A 19,414-nucleotide genomic window follows, 5' to 3' on the forward strand; every position below is an offset into this window, starting at 1 on the left:
AATGGATCTTATCCGTTTGTATGCTGATGGGGCGTTTGGAAATATTGACCGTTGTGGTGCTGTTTACGCGTCATTTTTGGCGTCGTTAGTTTCAATTCGCTGCTTTGAGCGCTCAACGAGGGAATCGGGTAATGACTTTTTAATCGGCACGCCCATTCCTTTTAAGCTCTCTGCTTGGGCAATAATATTCCCACGCCCTTCGCTTAACTGTTTTAGTGCTCCTTCATAAGAGTTTTGTGCTTTACCTAATTGCGCACCCAGATCGAGCATGTTTTGCGTAAACAGACGTAACTTGTCATATAACTTACCCGCCTGCCTGGCAATTAAACGTCCATTTTGCTCCTGCTGTTCAAAGCGCCATAAGTTTTCAATGGTGCGCAGTGCAATCATCAGATTAGTGGGGCTGGCAAGCAGTATATTGTTATCAAGCGCTAACTTAACAAGCTCGGGATCGTGTTCAATAGCGGCAATAAAGGCAGGTTCAACAGCCACAAAGAGCAGCACATAATCCAGGCTGTTAGTGCCGATCAGGGTCTGATAATCTTTTTTACCCAGCCCCTTGATATGCTGGCGAACAGATATAATATGTGCCTGCAGCGCCTCTTTTTGAGCTTGCTGCGAGTCGGCATTAAAAAAACGTTCATAGGCCACTAAGGATACTTTTGAATCGATAATAATATTTTTGTTTTGCGGTAAATTAACAATTACATCGGGTTGCAGGCGGTGGCCGTGCTCATTTTTAAAACTGACCTGTGTTTCATATTCATGGCCTTCACGCAGGCCGGAGGATTCAAGTATGCGCTGCAAAATAACCTCTCCCCAATTCCCCTGCTGTTTATTATCACCTTTTAATGCATTGGTTAAATTGCTGGTCTCCTGCTGCATTAATTCGTTTAGTTTTGCCAGTTTAACCACTTCGCTCTGCAGGTTATAACGCTCTTTGCTTTCATTGAGATAACAATCGCTCACCTGTTGTTTAAATCCTTCCAACTGTATTTTTAATGGCGTGAGCAGTTGATTAAGGCTGTCTTGGTTGAGCGCTTTAAACTGTGTCGATTTATCGCTAAAAATGCGTTGTGATAACAGTTCAAACTGATCAATCAGCTTCTCTTCACTCAACTTTTGATCGCGCATGCGCTGTTCACCGCCCTGCAAACGCACCTCCGATTCACGTAGGCGCATGGTTATTTTATGATTTTGCAGTTGCAGTGAATCTATAAGCAGCTGCTTTTCCTGTAGTTGCTCGGTTTTGTCCAGATTAAGCTCCTCATGAAAATGCAGGGCTTGTTCGCTTAATTCGAGTTTTAAATAGAGTGCATTTTTTGTACCCTGTAAACGGAAAAAGAGGTAAATGGAGAGGGCAAAAAGGGTGGAAATGGCACCTAGTAATCCGTATACAATATTTTCATCGGTGAGAGAGATCATGGGTACTCTTTTTAAAGTAAGAAACAAGCGTTTTAGTATAACAATTTGAAGATAATAGATAGCGCTGATAAATCGCTAAAATCAACAAGCGGTATAAAGTAAAACATAATTTGATGGCGCGATTAAATGATATTCCAAAAGAGGCGCGCTCTTTAGGGCGTTTATTTTACCTCAATGCACGCAGCGGATTTCACTTATTAACACAGTCTATCTTGCACTGTTTACCGGGACAAGGGCTGCTGCCGATTAACTAAAGCGACGCGGCCGTTCTTGCATTGTCTCTCTTTTTGTTCAATTGTTATTAACCTTTAGTCAAGAATGTTCGAATATACTGAACATTAACTGTTGCGTTACAATAGGTAGCCGTTAAAAACAGAGGGGTATTATGCGCGACCTATTGATCTATTATAAATGGAAAAAACGTGATTTTATCTTTATTGCGCTGGCACTCTTGTGCCTAACTCCCATTATCTCATCACCGGTTGCTTTAGTGCTTGGTTTTGCCCTTGTCTCGCTCGGACTCGTTCCAGAGTCGCTCGATATTAACCAGCTGACCAAAAAAATGCTTTCCTATTCGATTATCGGTTTAGGCTTTGGCATTGATTTAGAGCAGGCTGTTGCTGCAAGTCGAGAGGGCATAGGCTTGATTTTGGTCTCTATTGTTAGCACATTGGCACTGGGCTGGATACTGACCAGTGTGTTACGTATCGATCGGAAAACCGGGCATTTAATCGCATCCGGCACGGCAATTTGTGGTGGCAGTGCGATAGCTGCCATCGCCCCTGCAATTAACGCCAAAGGTGAGCAAACCTCGCTTGCGCTGGCGGTTGTTTTTATTCTCAATTCTGTCGCGCTGTTCGTTTTTCCGCTGGTTGGGCATCTACTTAATATGAGTCAGCATGCTTTTGGTGTGTGGTGCGCTATCGCAATTCATGATACTTCATCTGTGGTCGGGGCGGCTTCTGCGTATGGCAATGAAGCGTTATTAACGGCAACGACCCTTAAGCTTGCCCGCGCATTATGGATTGTGCCAGTGGCATTTATTAGTGCGTTGTTATTTAAGGGGGAGAGTAAAAAAGTAAGCATCCCCTTTTTTATCCTCTTTTATTGTCTGGCGATTTTAATTACCCACTTACTACCCGCTTTCTCTTCTCTCTATCAGGGGATTTTTAGTGCCTCCAAGCAAATGTTGGTACTGTGCCTGTTTCTAATTGGTTCAGGCATTACCTTTCACAAAATAAAAGAGGCGGGTATTAAGCCTCTGCTGTTGGGGTTACTGCTCTGGTTAATGGTTGCCAGTGGCTCGTTGGCCTATATTGAGCTGCTACTGGTATAAGCTATTCAAGCGTTCTCATGCCTGGAGTGAAGAATGAGATAAATGTGTAAAAATGATTCGCGAACAAAATATCTTATTAAACTAATTTTTTTGTAAAAACATGAGCGTCCCCTGATTTTCTTGCCAAAAATGAGTGTGGGTTATTGATGTATGCCTTGTTATGGTTAATATGTATACATTTTAATATTGATCAGAAATACACTAATAACTGCGAGAGAGTCGTCAGAATATGGGTATTAATAAAGACAGGCCAACAATCGGATTCTTTGCGCCGTTTGCCAGTGGTTATTATCTAAGTACATTATGCACTGAGTTAAGAAAACAGTGTGCGCTGCGTCGGATGGACTTGGTTGTGATCTTGACCAATGAGACTACAGAATTTGATATGCCGTTAGCGCTTAATTATATCGATGCCGCTTTTATTGCTGTTGATGTGCTATCCCCCGCTTTTGCCGCGCAGATGTTGGCGCGTAATATCCCGTTAGTCTCATCCTCGGAAGAGTATTTTCCGTTAGAAGTTGAATCTGTGGTCAGCGATCAAAATCGGGCAGTCGAGCTGGCTTTCGACCACCTTTATGCACTGGGCCATCGCAGTATAGGTTTTGTCGGTTCCTTGTTCATTACCGATTTCAGGCTTCGTTACAAGGAGTTACTCAATTGTTATCGCGAAAAGGGGATGGTCTTTAATGATAACTGGCTGATGGATGTTAGCGATGCGGGAATTGCAGGCGGGGCTGAGGGCAGTGAGCTTTTCCTTGAACGCAATTGTGACTGCAGTGCTGTAATTTGTGGCTCTGATATGATGGCGCTCGGTATGGTTAATGCGCTGGCTAAAAAAGGAATCTTAATACCGCAACAGCTTGCACTTGTTAGTATTGACAATAATCCACTCGGACAAAGCTGTAGCCCTCCATTGACTAGCATAGATCAGAAGTTACCGCTTATGGTCACTCAGGTTCTTGACCGCTTACAGGCGCGTTTGATGGGCCAGCCATTTACCAATGGCAGGCAACTGATAGCACCTCGCCTGGTGATCCGCGAGAGTTGCGGCGGCAGTGAAAAACTAGGCGATCGGCAACTTAAGAAAAGCGATTACAGCAATCCCGCTAGTTATATGCAAGATTCCGGCGAATTAGGTTTGGCCATAGGCGGGCGAGATTATCGCTGGATGGTTGAACTTTCTAAATTATGGGGACCATTTTTAAAATGGGTCTGTTTAGCGCAATGGCAGCAATCATCTGACATTCCCGGTGACCAGGATTATTTAACGGTTGTTGATGTCATCGATGACGATTGTGATAGCCATCTCTTTGATTCTTGTCTGAATACTAAAATACCGGCAGAGCAGTTTCCGCCAATACCTGCAGTAGCGGATGATCCCGCTGAATTAGTTTATATTACTTTGATCCCAATCTCTCCAGAAGGGTTGAAATGGGGGGTACTTACTCTTGTCGACAAACTGGATGTGAATATGGATCAGGCGGCCTACAATATGTTTTTCTATTATGTAGCGCTCACCTCTGTATTTATGCAGCGAGAGGCATTAACTGAATGTATTCGTGCGCGCGAACGAAATGCGTTAAATTTAGCAGAACGACTTGAAGTCGTTGCCAACGCATCAAATGATGGCATTTGGACTTGGAACCTGGATCATAACGTCATTGAGTGGAATAACCGCTTACTGGAAATGCTCGGATTTATCACTGAAGAGGATAAATTACACTATCGCCATATGCTTTTTTTGGAACGCATTCATCCTCAGGATCAGGACTATATCCGCAGTGCGATTAAAAGCCATTTGGAAGACCACGCTCCCTTTAAACTAAAATTTAGGATACAGGATAAGCAGGGGGATTATCTGTGGGTTGCTGCCAGTGGTGAAGCTATTCGCGAACCCGATGGCCACATCGGCAGGTTCGTCGGAGCGCTGACCGATATCACTGATCAGTATAAATCAAAGCAGCGCATCAAATTTATGGCTTATCATGACAGCCTGACAAAGTTACCAAACCGGATCGCCTTGACGGAAAGAGTTGCCAATCAGATGCAGCTGCAAACAGAGGGGTTTGCCATAATGTTAATGGATCTAAATCGCTTTAAACAGGTCAATGATCGCTTTGGTCATCACGCTGGCGATACTGTATTAATCCATGTGGCAGAAAAATTGACCGAGGTACTGCGTAAACATGACCACGTATCACGATTTGGCGGAGACGAGTTTGTGTTTCAAATTGCAGCAGAGAGTGATATCGAAGCGCTGGCGATTGCGCAGCGAATTTTGGCCGCAGTCGATAGTGTTTGTGTTTATGATGGGGATGAGATTACAGTGACAGGCAGCCTTGGTATCAGTCTATACCCGCACCATGGAGATTGTGTTGAAGAATTGATACGCAAAGCAGATATCGCCATGTATCATGCTAAATCCCAGCACGATAAGGCGCAACTCTATCGGGAAAAATTAGAGCAGAAATCGCGTTGTTCGCCCATTTTACCAACCCCAGCCTTGACGCAATAGTGTTTCTACCCGCTTTCTCTTCTCTTTATTAGGCTGTGACTCCCGATAAACGCTGCTAGCGCATCTATTTATTAACTCAATTATTTGACTCATATGGCGCGTCAATATGCGTACGTTTTGGCAGCCAAACTGATTGGCGATCAGCAATCCTTTGTTAAAGTTAATTTTTTATAAAATCATGAAATTGCTCTTATTTTTCTTATCCACAAGGAAAATAATCTATTGATATAAACCTCGTTATAGTTATCATTGGTTTATTTTCCATCAGAAAATCACTGCATAGCTGCGAGAGAGTCATCATATTATGGGGATTAATAAGAATAGACCGACAATAGGTTTTTTTAGTCCGAGTCTCGGTGGTTATTACCTTAGTACATTGTGTGCTCAATTAAGAAAACAGTGTGCACAGCGTCAAATGGACTTGATTGTTATCATGAGCCATGACTCATCTGAATATGAGATGCCATTAGCACTCGATTACATAGATGCGGCTTATATTGTTGTTGATGTTGTCTCACCCGCATTCGTGAAACAGATGTTAGCGCGTAATATTCCCGTTGTTTCTGCCACTGAAGAGTATTTTCCGTTAGAGGTGGAGTCGGTAGTCAGCAATCAGACTACAACTGTTGAGCAGGCGTTTGACCACCTTTATGGATTAGGGCATCGAAAAATAGGTTTTGCAGGCACTTTATTTATTAGCGATTTCAGGTTGCGCTATGAAGCATTACTCAATTGCTATCGTACCAAGGGGATGGCTTATAATGATCAATGGCTGTTCGATCTAACTGATCCGGGTATTCCGGGAGGGATAGAAGCAAGTGAGCTTTTCTTTGCGCGGAATTGTGAATGCACGGCGTTGATTTGTGGTTCCGATATGATAGCAATCGGTATGACTCGCTCAATGCATAAAAATGGGATAGCAATCCCTGAGCAGCTGGCACTTATTGGAATTGATAATAATCCTCTTGACCAAACGAGTATACCGCCACTGACGAGCATTGATCAGGGATTGGATCGTATGGTTACTCAGGTACTTGATCGCCTACAGGCACGATTAGCCGGTGAGCCCTTGATCACTGAACGGCAACTGATCGAACCTCGTTTGGTGATCCGTCAAAGTTGTGGATCTGAGGAATCGCTGCATGATGACCATGTTGCTGAGCCCGTAGCCGCAAGTATTGCAAGCCATATGCAAGATAGCAGCGAATTAGGCTTGGCCTTAGGTAAGCGTGATTATCTCTGGATGATTGAACTCTCCAAATTATGGGGGCCATTTTTAAAATGGGTCTGCTTAGCCCAATGGCAACAAGATTCTGAACAGTTAGCAGATAAAGAGTTGTTGACGCTAGTGGATTTTATTGGTGATAACTATGACACCTCTGTTTTTGACTCTTATCTAAATACGCAAGTGAATGCCGAGCAATTTCCGCCGCTACATGCTGCGCAGGATGATTCAGCTGATCTGTATTATGTGACGTTAATACCAATCACTCCCGAAGGTTGTAAGTGGGGCGTACTTACTATTGTTGACCGCCTGACCACCGAGATGGATCAAGCTGCCTATAATATGTTTTATTACTACGTAGTACTCATTTCAGTCTATATGCAGCGAGAGGCGTTAACGGACTCTGCTCGAGCATGTGAACGTAAGGCGCAAGCACAAGAGCATAAGGCGCGAAGCTTGGCGGAGCGACTTGAAGTTGTTGCTAATGTTGCCAATGATGGCGTGTGGACTTGGGATCTTGATCATAATGTGGTGGAGTGGAATGACCGTGTACTGGAAATGCTCGATTTTGTAAGTGAAGGGGATAAGAATAATTATCGAAATATGCCATTTTTGGAGCGCATTCATCCTCAGGATCAGGAATACACCCGCAGCGCGATTAAAAGCCATTTGCAAGACCACAGCCCCTTTAAACTAAAATTTAGAATGCAGGTTAAGACTGGAGGTTATCTGTGGGTTGCTGCCAGTGGTGAGGCTATTCGTGAACCCGATGGTCATATCGGCCGGTTCGTCGGCGCGCTAACCAATATTACAGAGCAGCATGAATCAAAGCAACGCATCGAATTTATGGCCTACCATGACAGTCTAACAAAATTACCAAACCGTAACGCCTTGATGGAGAGAGTGGCGACTCAGATGGAGCTGCAAACAGATCGTGGCTTCGCCATGATGTTAATGGATCTAAATCGCTTTAAACAGGTCAATGATCGCTTTGGTCATCATGCTGGCGATACGGTATTGATCCATGTGGCGCAGAAATTGACCGAGGTACTGCGCAAAAATGACCACGTATCGCGATTTGGCGGTGACGAGTTTGTGTTTCAAATTGCAGCCGAGAATGATATCGAAGCGCTGGCGCTTGCGCAGCGAATTTTGGCTGCAGTCGATACTACTTGTGTTTATGATGGCAATGAGATTGCAGTTACAGGCAGCCTTGGTATCAGTCTATACCCGCAAGATGGTGATAGTGCTGACGAATTGATACGCAAAGCCGATATCGCCATGTATCATGCAAAATCCCAGCACGATAAGGTGCAGCTGTATCGTTCAAAATTGGAGTAACAGCAGCCTGTTCTTCTGTTTTGACGTTTATTCTTGTTTACTGCGCTGCCGTTTAAAGAGATAGATAATCAGCAAAGTAAACGCGCATAAATTCAGTGCGGCTGAAAGTAAGCCACTGCTCAGCAGTGATAACAGTATGCACAGCAAAACGGCTGCAATAATTAATTTACGGACAAACATAGCGACTCCTTTTAACTATGTTGCCATTATCATGCTAATCCCTCTTAAACCGGAAATATCCTAATCGTCTAACTCATAACTGATTATTAGATAGAGCCATTAACGGTAATAATCGGCTAACAGATCATCAAGATCGGGTAGACAACTGCCACAACCTGTACCTGCGCCCGTGCATTTGCCAATCGCTGCTGAAGAGACTAATTTATTCTCCTGTATTGCCTCATTGATGCTGTTTATACCAAGCAGTTTACACGCACAGATTATTTTACCCTGTGCTAATTGCCCCTCTATTATCCCCGATATAATGGATCGTTCGATAGTGATATCGGCACTGATATTTAATAAACCTTGTAGCCAATCTAAGGGATGATTTTGTAAGTTGTGCGCCACTATATAGGCATAGACGACTTTCTGCGCTTGGATATTGGCATAGCGGTAGAGCGGTTTATCGCCGTCAGCGCAGCTCGAATAATTGATCTCCTTACCTTCACTTTGTGCGATTAAGCCTGCTAATTTATCCTTTAATGCCAGCGGCGACATCTTATCGGCAATGCGGTACAGGTAACCATCAGTGATTTTTTGTTTTACCCAGTAAGCAAACTGCGCAACATCAACTAGGTGGCGACTCACAAACTGTGCCTCACTGTGATAGGGCCATTTGACTAATTTGACTGGCGTCGATTTAAATTCAGGCTGGCCGGAATGGCTGTCGGTATCGCCTTTAATTAAACTACAAACACTGGCTTTACTGGCTGTGGTTTGATTCCAGTGAATAGGCATAAACAGCTGTCCACGTTTAACTTGGTCACAGATATCTGTTCTCACTAAAACAGTACCGCTGTGGCTCGCTATTTCCGCTAAATCACCGTCAAGCAGCTGTTTTTTGTGCGCGTCATCAGGGTGAATAGAGACAAATGGCTCTGCTATATGGGCCCCGAGTCGGCTGGAAAGTCCGGTTCGAGTCATAGTGTGCCAGTGATCGCGAACACGTCCACTGTTAAGCTCCAGTGGATAGTGCTGATCGCAGGCTTGCTGGGGCTTTTGGTGGGAAACCGCAATAAACTGCGCCTTTTTACTCGTCGTAAAAAAAAGATTATCGGCAAACATTCGTTGATGGGTAAGGGTCTGCTGCACAGCAGTTACTGGCCATTGCTGCGGGTTCAGCTGGCTGTATCCCTGCGCATCTAATTGCGTTAAACCGATTAAATTAAGATCGCGGCTCAACCCGTCTTCATTGCCCAGCGTGGTCATTTTTGCATATTCAACAAACACCTCGCCTTCATGAAGATAGTTAAATGCGGCGGAAAATCCCATCCGTTTGGCAACTTCACTGACAATCCACCAATCCGCTTTGGCTTCTCCTGGGCTGGCTAAAATTCGTCGCTGACGTGAGATGCGCCGTTCTGAGTTGGTCACGGTGCCCGATTTTTCACTCCACCCTTGTGCAGGCAGTAGCACATTGGCAAGCCGTGTTGTCGCGGTATCTTTGATGCAGTCAGAGACTATCACCAACGGGCATTTTTTTAATGCGGCTATGGTTTTATTGCTGTTGGGCAAACTCACTACCGGGTTGGTGGCCATTATCCACACGGCTTTAATTGTGCCGTTATCAATTGCATCGAAGAGATCGACCGCTTTCAGGCCGGGGGAGGTGGCTAAATTATCTGTTCCCCAAAAATCACTGATTAATCGCTGCTCGTCCGGGTTGCCGAAATCCATATGTGCCGCCAGTGTGTTGGCCAGACCGCCGACCTCGCGCCCGCCCATCGCATTGGGCTGACCGGTGACAGAAAAAGGGCCCATTCCCTCTTTGCCGATGCGCCCAGTTGCTAGATGGCAGTTTAAAATACTGTTAACTTTATCTGTGCCTTGTGATGACTGGTTGACACCTTGCGAGTAAATGGTCACGACCTTTTCTGTTGCGCCAAATTTAGCGTAGAAGGTGTTTAGGTCCTGCTCGTTAACGGCCAATCTGGTTAGCAGGGCATCCCAATCAGCACTGTCATTAAACGCACTGTCTAATGCTGCTTGAAAACCCTGGCTATATTTTTCTATATAGTCACTATCTATCTTTTTATGATTGCTAAGATAAGCGAGTAAACCATTAAACAGCGCCACATCCGCACCGGGTTGAATCGCGAGATGCAGATCGGCGATGGCGCAGGTAGCGGTTTTACGCGGATCGATAACCACAATAAACAGCGCTGGACGCTGCTCTTTGGCGGCCTTTAAACGTTGAAATAAAACCGGATGACACCAAGCGAGATTGGACCCGGTAATGACCACCATCTCAGCTTTTTCAAGATCCTGATAACAGACCGGTACAGTATCAGAGCCAAAAGCGCGTTTATGTCCAGCCACGGTTGATGACATGCACAGGCGCGAGTTGGTATCTATATTGCCGCTGCCGATAAAGCCTTTCATCAGTTTATTGGCGACATAATAATCTTCAGTGAGTAACTGACCAGAGGCATAAAATGCAATCGCATCAGGGCCATGATCTTTAATTATTTGTGAAAATTGTGTGGCCAGATGAGTTAACGCGTTGTCCCAACTGCTATCAACACCATCCACACTGGGATGTAATAGCCGCCCTTCATGGCTGACGGTTTCACCTAGTGCTAATCCTTTTGAGCATAAGCGCCCATAATTGGCAGGGTGCCGCTTATCGCCGCGAATATCAAGCAAGCCTTTAGCATTTACCTTGGCTTCAACACCGCAACCCACGCCGCAATACGCACAGGTTGTTTTTGTCCATAAGCTTTTTTCTATTGTCATGCGCCCTCTCTATAGCCATCGATCATTCTTTATTCATATATTCCTTCCTTCCCTTTCATTAGAAGAGCAAAGAGCGCACCAAGTTCTATTAATTACGGATTTTAATCTCAATATTTTATTTTTATCCAATCAAATCAATTACTAAAGACTGTTTTTTGGAGTAGGTAATAAAAACGTTGTGGATTTGTTAAATCATAAAAAGAGTAAAAGCGAGTGATTACGCTGCATCTTGGTGCGTCACGCACTGCAAAATAACATTTATTCAACAAAAAGGAGCCTGATAGCACAGTTAAATTTTAAGATGTTCAGTTATTAAGCTATCTATCTAGTTGAATAATATCTGTTTATTGTTTTTTTGGTAAGAAAATATCCGCTATTGGCACTCCCTTTGCAATAGCGTTATCAAACAGGCTATTAACAAAAACAGAACAGTTTGATAACAACAGAACAGGGAGGCGTTGATGATTTTTGAAGAGAATAAAAGTGCCGTGGTAACGTTCAGTTCAAGTCAAATTCGCGCAAAAAATGCCGCGTTGAGCAAGCTTAAAAATCGGTCTCAGTTAGGAATGGTTTCATTGGTTGGCGCGGGCCCCGGTGATCCGGATCTTCTTACCCTTAAGGCGCTGCGAGTGATAGAGCAAGCGGACGTTATTGTTTACGACAATCTGGTCAGTCATGAGATTCGCGCGCTTTTTCCTCACGCCACAGAAAGCATCTATGTCGGTAAAATAAAAGGGGCGCACAGTTATAACCAATCTAAAATTAACCAGCTTTTAATAGATAAATCACGACAAGGTTTAACTGTTTGCCGCCTAAAAGGGGGCGATCCGTTTGTCTTTGGACGTGGTGGCGAAGAGATGCTGCTCTTAAAAGAGCAGGGTATTGATGTACAGATAGTACCCGGTATTACTGCCGCGGCAGGATGCAGCAGTTATGCAGGCATTCCGCTTACCCATCGCGGTCTTGCGCAAGGCTGCACTTTTATCACCGGCCATGCAGAAAAAGAGTTAGCTATAAAATGGCACGCCTTAGCTGAGCTGGACCATACCTTGGTCTTTTATATGGGGCTAAGTAAAGCGGCGCTTATTGAAAAAGAGCTGCTGCAAGCCGGCCTTGCCAAAAATACACCTGTTGCACTTATTGAAAACGGCTGTTGCCCTGAGCAACGGGTGATCACCGGCTCGCTTAGCGAACTTGCCAGCTTGGTTGTGCTGCATCAAATTAAATCTCCATCGCTGATTATGGTCGGCAAAGTGGTCGCCCTTGTGCAGCAGCGCAGTGTCGATAGCGCTATTGATCAGTTAAGCCAATTAACCGCTTAGCAAATGCAAGTAGTAAAATAATTTAAGGAAGTCTTATGAGTAAACAGCGAATTGTTGTGGTTGGAAACGGCATGGTTGGCCATAAATTTATTGATACCCTTATCTGTGATGATAGCGTTGATTATGAGGTGGTCACTTTCTCTGAAGAGTCACGTCTTGCCTATGATCGTGTGCAACTTAGTTATTTCTTCAGCGGAAAAACGGCAGATGATTTAGCGCTAACGGATGCCAGCTATTATGAGGCAAATGGCATCAGTTTTGTGCTCAGTGATAAAGTTGTTGAGTTAGATTTTGCCAATAAGCAGGTTATTACCCAAAGCGGCCGTGTTGAAGGTTATGACAAACTGGTACTGGCGACGGGATCATTTCCATTTGTACCGCCAATTCCGGGTAACGATCAGGAACATTGTCATGTCTACCGTACAATTGATGATCTTGAAGCGATCACCGAATCAGGAAAAGAGAGCAAAGTCGGGGTGGTGGTCGGCGGCGGATTGCTTGGGCTGGAAGCGGGTAACGCCTTAGTCAATCTTGGATTAGAGACACATATTGTTGAATTTGCGCCGCGCTTAATGGCGGTGCAGTTAGACGAAGGCGGCGGCGCGCTATTACGTCGTAAAATTGAAGATTTAGGGGTGAAGGTTCATACCGAAAAAGCCACCAGCGAAATTGTGGCAGGTGAATTCTGCCGTTACCGCATGAACTTTGCAGACGGCAGCTTTTTAGAAACAGATACCATTATTTTTTCAGCCGGTATTCGCCCTCAAGATGAGTTAGCTCGCTCATCAGGTCTTACCATTGGGGCGCGCGGCGGTATTGTGATCGATAACCATTGTCAAACCAGCGTTGCCGATGTTTATGCCATTGGCGAATGTGCATTATGGGAAAACTTTATTTTTGGTTTGGTGGCACCTGGCTATCAAATGGCTAAAGTGGCAGCGGCGCATATTAAGGGCGATCTTAAACTCGCCTTTACCGGCGCCGATATGAGTACCAAGTTAAAACTGCTCGGAGTTGATGTAGCCAGTATTGGCGAAGTGCACGGCACTACGCCGGGCGCCCAATCATACACCTACAATGATGAAATTGAGCAGGTTTATAAACGTTTAACGGTTTCCGCTGATGGTAAAAAAGTCGTTGGCGCTGTGCTGGTGGGCGATGTTGAAGCATACGGTACCCTGCTGCAGTTAATGCTTAATGATATGGACTTACCTGACAATCCTGCTGTGCTTATTCTTCCCAGTGCGGGCGATCAGCAGGCTGCTGGTTTAGGCGTTGCGGCTCTGCCAGATAGCGCCGCTATCTGTTCCTGCTTTGATGTCACAAAAGGTGACATCAAAGAGGCGGTAGCTGCGGGTTGTTCCTCTATGGGGACGCTTAAAGAGTCAACTAAAGTATCAACAGGCTGCGGCGGTTGTGCGGCGTTGGCCAAGCAGGTATTGGACAGTGAACTCGTTAATTTAGGTTTTGAAGTAAAAAATGATATCTGTGACCATTTTGCTTATGCGCGTCACGAGTTAGTCGATATTATCCGCGTTAAAAAAATAAAAACCTTTGATCAGATGCTAGATAGTTGCGGAACTGGCTTAGGTTGTGAAATTTGTAAACCTGCAATCGGCTCTATTTTAGCCTCTTATTGGAACGATTATGTGCTTGCAGACGCGCATATCGAACTGCAAGACACCAATGATATCTACCTGGGCAATATGCAAAAAGATGGCACCTACTCTGTGGTGCCACGTATTGCGGGGGGGGAAATCACGCCGGATAAACTGATTGTACTCGGGCAAGTGGCCAAAGAGTTTGATCTTTATACAAAATTGACCGGTGGACAACGGGTCGACATGTTCGGCGCACAGCTGCATGAACTGCCGCTTATCTGGAAAAAACTGATCGATGCTGGCTTTGAAACTGGCCACGCTTACGGTAAATCCCTGCGTACGGTGAAATCTTGTGTCGGCAGTACATGGTGCCGTTATGGTTTGAAAGACAGCGTCGCTTTCGCTATCGACATAGAAAACCGTTACAAAGGGCTGCGTTCACCGCATAAAATAAAATTTGGCGTCTCCGGCTGTACGCGTGAATGTGCCGAAGCTCAGACTAAAGATATCGGTCTTATCGCCACCGATAAAGGCTGGAATATGTATGTTTGTGGTAACGGCGGTATGCGTCCGCGCCATGGCGATCTTTTTGCTGTGGATTTAACGGATGAGATGCTGCAAAAATACACCGACCGTTTCCTGATGTTTTATATCCGCACCGCCGATCGCCTGCAGCGCACCTCTGTCTGGTTGGAAAACCTTGAAGGCGGCCTTGATTATCTCAAAGAAGTGATTATTGATGACAAGCTAAATATTGCAGCTGAGCTGGAAGCTGAGATGGCTGCCAATATTAAAAATTATCAATGTGAATGGAAAACTACCATTGAAAATCCTGAAAAATTAAAACGCTTTAAACATTTTGCCAACAGTGACGCGGTCGATAAGAGCCTTGCCTTTATCACTGCCCGCGAACAACGTTTTCCACTGAGCCAAGTGGCAGATAAACCGATAGAAATTATTGAATTAACATAAGTGGCGGAGAACAAAATGAAAACGAAATCAAATAATGAATGGATAGCTATCTGTGCCGAACACGACTTGACCCCCAATGCGGGAACGTGCGTACAGTTTAAAGAGGAGCAGGTGGCGATCTTTTACTGTCTGCGCAGCGAAACGCTTTATGCGGTCGCAAATTTTGATCCGATTGGCCAGGCCAATGTTATTTCACGCGGCATTATGGGCTCGATACAGGGGAAAACCTATGTCTCTTCGCCTCTCTATAAACAGCACTTTGATCTATTGACTGGGGAGTGTTTAGAGTCGCCCGACCATGCATTAAAAGCCTATCAGGTGCGCATGGTGAACGCCCTAGTTCAGCTTAAAGCTGCCTGTTAATGTGCACGAAAAATAAAAATATCCAGCCTCTTTTGGGGCTGTTTTTCAATTACAAAGGATCTTATTATGAGTCAAAGTTCATTTAATATTTTTTCTTTTCAGGGAAAGATGAAAACCTTGCATCTTAGCTGGATGGCATTTTTCATCACCTTTGCTGTGTGGTTTAACTTTGCCCCGCTGCTGCTCGCTGTTAAGGAATCGCTGGGACTGACCACTGAGGAGATAAAAACGCTGCTGATCCTGAATGTGGCGATCACTATTCCAGCCCGTGTTATTGTCGGTTCATTGACCGACAGATACGGACCGCGCGTTGTTTATTCTGCGCTGCTCGCTATCTGCGCCATTCCCTGTTTTGCTTTTGCTTTTTCAGAGACGTTTCTGCAAGCGGCGATTGCCCGCTTTGCATTGGGGTTTGTCGGAGCGGGTTTTGTTATCGGTATTCGTCTTGTGTCCGAGTGGTTTCCGCATAACGAGTTAGGCACAGCGGAAGGTATCTACGGAGGTTGGGGGAATTTTGGCAGCGCGGCCGCCGCTTTTACTCTGCCCACAGTGGCACTGATTTTTGGGGGGGAAGATGGATGGCGTTATGCGATGGCGGCAACGGGTGTGCTTAGCCTGCTTTTCTCCTTTATCTTTTATGCCAATATTAGCGATACACCGAAAGGGTCAACTTACTTCAAGCCGGAAAATTTAACAGCAATGGAAGTGACATCGAAAGGGGATTTCTTTCTTCTCTTGCTGATGAAAATTCCTATGTATGCAGCGCTTGCCCTGCTTGCATGGAAACTCTCACCGACTAATATTGATATGATTTCAGCGAATGTCACCTATTCGCTTTATGCTGGTCTGGTGACACTGTACTTATATGAATGGTCGCAGGTTTGGAAGGTCAATAAATCGATCTTTACGACGCCGGTTGCAGAGATTCACCAATATAAATTTAAACAGGTGGCGGTTTTAAATGTACTGTATTTTGCAACCTTTGGTTCAGAACTGGCGGTGGTCTCCATGCTGCCGCTTTTTTTCTCCGAAACTTTTGAGCTAACGCCTGTGGTTGCCGGTATGGTTGCATCCGCCTACGCCTTTATGAACTTAGTCTCTCGTCCGGGTGGGGGCTGGGTTTCTGACAAGTGCGGTCGTAAATCAACGTTGATTATTCTCACTGCCGGTCTTGCGCTCGGTTACCTGCTGATGGCACAGATAGATGGCAGCTGGACGCTTTGGGTAGCGGTCGGTGCGGCTATGCTCTGCTCTTTCTTTGTGCAGGCGGGAGAAGGGGCGGTATTTGCAACTGTACCTTTAATCAAGCGTCGCATGACCGGACAGATTGCCGGTATGACCGGGGCTTATGGTAATGTTGGCGCGGTGGTTTATTTAACCGTGTTATCTTTTGTTGATTACCAAACCTTTTTCTATGTGATTGCAGTAACTGCATTTGTGGGTCTTGTCACCTTACTCTTTATGGTTGAGCCGCAGGGGCAGATAGCTGAAGTGAACCAGGATGGCAGCGTGACTTTAATTGATGTGGGCAGCCACTAATTAGAAAAAAATAAGAGGCAATATGAAAACTCTGGATGCGCGTGTTGATGGCAAAAAAAAGAGTCAGGTTGAACTGTGCATTGGCGGATATTCTGCTGCGGGCAGGCGGGAGATAAATCAGGATGCTTTTGCCGCTAAACTGCCGAACTCTCATTCAGAGAAAATGTATAAAGGGATGGTTGCCTGTATTGCCGATGGAGTGAGCTGCAGCAGCAATGGGCAACAGGCCAGCCAAACCAGCGTCACTCAATTTATCAATGATTACTATGGCACGCCAGAAAGTTGGAGTGTTAAAGTATCCGCAAGTAAAGTATTAAACTCGCTCAATAACTGGCTTTATCAGCACAGCAGTAAAGATGAGCCGCGCCATAACGGTTTCATTACCACCTTCAGCGGGATTGTTTTTAAATCCACTACCGCGCATATTTTTCATGTCGGCGATACGCGTATTTATCGTTACCGGAATGGCAGTTTAGATCTGATGACTAAGGATCATGCGCGCAATGGATCGGGAAAAAACAGCGTTTTGACCCGCGCATTGGGTATGGACTCGCATCTGGAAATTGATTATCAAAGTATGGCAGTGCTCGTTGGTGATATTTTTCTACTTTCCAGCGATGGTGTTCATGATTATATTCCCGGCAAAATATTAAGCGAATATCTTTCCAGCATCAAAACAGACACCGCTACCATTAGTGAATTTGAAAAGTTAACAAAAAGCATCAGCAGCTATGCATCACAGAAAGGCAGCAAGGACAACTTAAGTTGCCTGATAGTTCAGGTAAAAGCGCTGCCTATCTCTGATATCGGTGAGCTTTTTAACAAGCTCACCGCATTAACCATTCCGCCGGCGATGCGCGCTGGCAATGAGATTGATGATTTTCAGATAGAGAGGGTAATTCATCAGGGGGCGCGCAGCCATCTCTATCTGGCACGCGAAAAAAGCAGCCAGAAACAGCGCGTATTAAAAATACCCTCACTCAATTTTGCCGATGATCTGGTTTATCTTGATGGCTTTGCAAAAGAGCAATGGGTCGGTCAGATAATAAATAATTCGCATATCATGACTATTTTTCCAAAATCGGAAAGCTCCCCTTTTTTATATCATATTTGTGAATATATTGATGGGATCACGTTGCGCCAGTGGATCTATGATAACCCTCATCCTTCATTAGAGCATACGCGTGAGATTATTAAAAATATAGTCGCAGCGGTACGTGTCTTGCAGCGCGCTGGCATGGTGCACCGCGATCTGAAACCAGAAAATATTATGGTTTCAGAAAACCGCGCGATCACTCTGATTGATTTTGGCACAGTGAAAATTGACGGGCTGGATGAGATTTTCCCTGCTCCAACTTCAGATGAGCCTTTGGGCGCTGCTGATTATATTGCACCTGAGTACTTAAACGACGGGCAAGCTTGCTTTTTAGCGGATCTCTTTTCCATTGCTGTTATCAGCTATGAACTGCTTTGCGGTGAATTACCCTATCAAAGCAGCAACAGCTCACTGCGCAGGGCAAGGCATAACAGCTGGAAATATCGCTCAATTCAGCAGTTTCGTGCAGATATTCCGGAGTGGATTGATGCGGCATTAAAAAAAGCGAGTCATCCTGTTTTGGCTAAACGTTACGGCGCAATGAGCGAATTTATAACGGATCTCTATACACCGAATAAGAATTTGATTAAAGAGAGAGAATCGTTTTCGTTAATGGAACGTAATCCGATCAAGTTCTGGCAGTCACTGTCCTTGGTTTTTCTTGGGATTGCACTGTTTGAACTGCTGCTGCTTTTGGGGAAGTTAAACTGATCTGAGATCGGGCTGTTTATGCTGGTGGTTCTTTGGCTAAAAAAGGGCTATCTAGTACAGATAGCCCTTTTTGTATTACTTTACGACTTTATATTAAGCTGCTGCTAGTAGCTGTTTATCGCTTTTCTTAAGGAAAGCGTAGCTAAAGCCGGTTACTGCTGTGCCTGCGGCGATTGCGACTAAATACATAGCGACAGGGCTGATCGCACCAGGAATCATTAGTACAAAAAGTCCACCGTGTGGCGCGAGAAGTTTTGCACCGAAGAGCATAGAAAGTGCACCCGTTAATGCCCCTCCAGCCATACAACAAGGGATCACACGCATCGGATCTTTTGCTGCAAAAGGAATCGCACCTTCAGAGATAAAGCAAAGACCTAATACAAAGGATGCTTTACCCGCTTCCGCTTCACTGTCAATAAATTTAGATTTAGCTAAAAATGTAGCCAGCCCCATACCCAGTGCCGGTACCATACCTGCTGCCATAATAGCCGCCATTGGCGCGTAAGTTTGTGATGCTAATAGACCAACACCAAAGGTGTAAGCTGTTTTATTAACCGGACCACCTAGGTCGAAACACATCATTGCGCCAAGTAGTGTACCGAGTAATACGGCGTTTGCTGAGCCCATATTCGCAAGGAATTCAGTAAGGCCTGCCATAATTGCAGAAACCGGACCACCAACAACGTAAATCATTACTAAACCCGTTACTAAGCTGGCAACTAATGGAATAATTAAGATTGGTTTAAGTGCTTCCATTGAAGCGGGCAGGCTAACTTTTTCGGCAATAAATTTAGCTGCGTAACCCGCTAGGAAACCCGCGATAATACCGCCAAGGAAACCAGCACCCGTTGAACTTGCCAACATACCGCCAATTAAACCGGGTGCAAGACCTGGTCGGTCAGCAATCGAAAAGGCAATGAAACCTGATAAAACAGGTATCATCAATGCAAAGGCAGAGGCACCACCAATGGTCATTAACGCGGCAGCCAGAGTGCCTTCTTCTTTAAATG

General features: G+C 45.0%; 13 protein-coding genes. 9 read left to right on the forward strand and 4 right to left on the reverse strand.

All coding sequences use genetic code 11. From position 1 onward, the window contains the following. Positions 1–63: 63 nt before the first annotated feature. A complete protein-coding gene (gene rmuC, locus ACJAT7_RS12250) occupies positions 64–1,425 on the reverse strand; it encodes a DNA recombination protein RmuC (RefSeq protein WP_415227089.1) in 1,362 nt (453 codons plus the stop codon). 113 nt (positions 1,426–1,538) lie between these two features. Here rmuC and ACJAT7_RS12255 point away from each other — a divergent pair, with 113 nt between their 5' ends. The 4 genes from ACJAT7_RS12255 to ACJAT7_RS12270 all read left to right on the forward strand — a co-directional run bounded on the left by ACJAT7_RS12255 (position 1,539) and on the right by ACJAT7_RS12270 (position 7,842). Next, positions 1,539–1,679: a hypothetical protein gene (locus tag ACJAT7_RS12255; RefSeq protein ID WP_415227090.1), complete on the forward strand. Its 141-nt coding sequence runs from the start codon at positions 1,539–1,541 to the stop codon at positions 1,677–1,679. 131 nt (positions 1,680–1,810) lie between these two features. Then, a complete protein-coding gene (locus ACJAT7_RS12260) occupies positions 1,811–2,761 on the forward strand; it encodes a YeiH family protein (RefSeq protein ID WP_415227091.1) in 951 nt (316 codons plus the stop codon). Between the two features lie 229 nt (positions 2,762–2,990). Beyond that, the gene (locus ACJAT7_RS12265; RefSeq protein WP_415227092.1) at positions 2,991–5,276 is read left to right on the forward strand and encodes a diguanylate cyclase domain-containing protein; all 2,286 of its coding nucleotides are present in this window, start codon (positions 2,991–2,993) and stop codon (positions 5,274–5,276) included. A 304-nt stretch (positions 5,277–5,580) separates the two neighbouring features. Beyond that, entirely contained in the window at positions 5,581–7,842 is a 2,262-nt protein-coding gene (locus tag ACJAT7_RS12270; RefSeq protein ID WP_415227093.1) for a diguanylate cyclase domain-containing protein, read from the forward strand. Between the two features lie 27 nt (positions 7,843–7,869). Here the strand turns inward: ACJAT7_RS12270 and ACJAT7_RS12275 are convergent, their stop codons facing one another. Together ACJAT7_RS12275 and ACJAT7_RS12280 are read right to left on the reverse strand one after the other, a co-directional pair. Then, the gene (locus tag ACJAT7_RS12275; protein ID WP_415227094.1) at positions 7,870–8,022 is read right to left on the reverse strand and encodes a hypothetical protein; all 153 of its coding nucleotides are present in this window, start codon (positions 8,020–8,022) and stop codon (positions 7,870–7,872) included. Positions 8,023–8,121: 99 nt separating this feature from the next. After that, positions 8,122–10,800 (reverse strand): molybdopterin-dependent oxidoreductase, encoded by a 2,679-nt coding sequence (locus ACJAT7_RS12280; RefSeq protein WP_415227095.1) that lies wholly within the window; start codon positions 10,798–10,800, stop codon positions 8,122–8,124. Between the two features lie 461 nt (positions 10,801–11,261). Here ACJAT7_RS12280 and cobA point away from each other — a divergent pair, with 461 nt between their 5' ends. From cobA to ACJAT7_RS12305, 5 genes are all read left to right on the forward strand, one after another. Beyond that, positions 11,262–12,122: a uroporphyrinogen-III C-methyltransferase gene (gene cobA, locus ACJAT7_RS12285; protein WP_415227096.1), complete on the forward strand. Its 861-nt coding sequence runs from the start codon at positions 11,262–11,264 to the stop codon at positions 12,120–12,122. Between the two features lie 35 nt (positions 12,123–12,157). After that, a complete protein-coding gene (gene nirB / locus ACJAT7_RS12290) occupies positions 12,158–14,695 on the forward strand; it encodes a nitrite reductase large subunit NirB (RefSeq protein WP_415227097.1) in 2,538 nt (845 codons plus the stop codon). Between the two features lie 15 nt (positions 14,696–14,710). Further along, positions 14,711–15,058 (forward strand): nitrite reductase small subunit NirD, encoded by a 348-nt coding sequence (gene nirD / locus ACJAT7_RS12295; protein ID WP_415227098.1) that lies wholly within the window; start codon positions 14,711–14,713, stop codon positions 15,056–15,058. Positions 15,059–15,124: 66 nt separating this feature from the next. After that, entirely contained in the window at positions 15,125–16,597 is a 1,473-nt protein-coding gene (locus ACJAT7_RS12300) for a NarK family nitrate/nitrite MFS transporter (protein ID WP_415227099.1), read from the forward strand. Between the two features lie 22 nt (positions 16,598–16,619). Next, a complete protein-coding gene (locus tag ACJAT7_RS12305) occupies positions 16,620–18,404 on the forward strand; it encodes a protein kinase domain-containing protein (protein ID WP_415227100.1) in 1,785 nt (594 codons plus the stop codon). Positions 18,405–18,497: 93 nt separating this feature from the next. Here the strand turns inward: ACJAT7_RS12305 and ACJAT7_RS12310 are convergent. Then, the coding region (locus tag ACJAT7_RS12310; protein ID WP_415227101.1) for a fructose-specific PTS transporter subunit EIIC at positions 18,498–19,414 on the reverse strand (917 nt) is incomplete at its 5' end.

The sequence above is a fragment of the Psychromonas sp. genome (assembly GCF_047632995.1).
Taxonomy (GTDB): Bacteria; Pseudomonadota; Gammaproteobacteria; order Enterobacterales; family Psychromonadaceae; genus Psychromonas.

Bases quoted from the DNA above. Each gene is read 5' to 3' on its own strand.
- rmuC (WP_415227089.1), bottom strand. From the start codon at position 1,425: ATGATCTCTCTCACCGATGAAAATATTGTATACGGATTACTAGGTGCC.
- ACJAT7_RS12255 (WP_415227090.1), top strand. From the start codon at position 1,539: ATGGCGCGATTAAATGATATTCCAAAAGAGGCGCGCTCTTTAGGGCGT.
- ACJAT7_RS12260 (WP_415227091.1), top strand. From the start codon at position 1,811: ATGCGCGACCTATTGATCTATTATAAATGGAAAAAACGTGATTTTATC.
- ACJAT7_RS12265 (WP_415227092.1), top strand. From the start codon at position 2,991: ATGGGTATTAATAAAGACAGGCCAACAATCGGATTCTTTGCGCCGTTT.
- ACJAT7_RS12270 (WP_415227093.1), top strand. From the start codon at position 5,581: ATGGGGATTAATAAGAATAGACCGACAATAGGTTTTTTTAGTCCGAGT.
- ACJAT7_RS12275 (WP_415227094.1), bottom strand. From the start codon at position 8,022: ATGTTTGTCCGTAAATTAATTATTGCAGCCGTTTTGCTGTGCATACTG.
- ACJAT7_RS12280 (WP_415227095.1), bottom strand. From the start codon at position 10,800: ATGACAATAGAAAAAAGCTTATGGACAAAAACAACCTGTGCGTATTGC.
- cobA (WP_415227096.1), top strand. From the start codon at position 11,262: ATGATTTTTGAAGAGAATAAAAGTGCCGTGGTAACGTTCAGTTCAAGT.
- nirB (WP_415227097.1), top strand. From the start codon at position 12,158: ATGAGTAAACAGCGAATTGTTGTGGTTGGAAACGGCATGGTTGGCCAT.
- nirD (WP_415227098.1), top strand. From the start codon at position 14,711: ATGAAAACGAAATCAAATAATGAATGGATAGCTATCTGTGCCGAACAC.
- ACJAT7_RS12300 (WP_415227099.1), top strand. From the start codon at position 15,125: ATGAGTCAAAGTTCATTTAATATTTTTTCTTTTCAGGGAAAGATGAAA.
- ACJAT7_RS12305 (WP_415227100.1), top strand. From the start codon at position 16,620: ATGAAAACTCTGGATGCGCGTGTTGATGGCAAAAAAAAGAGTCAGGTT.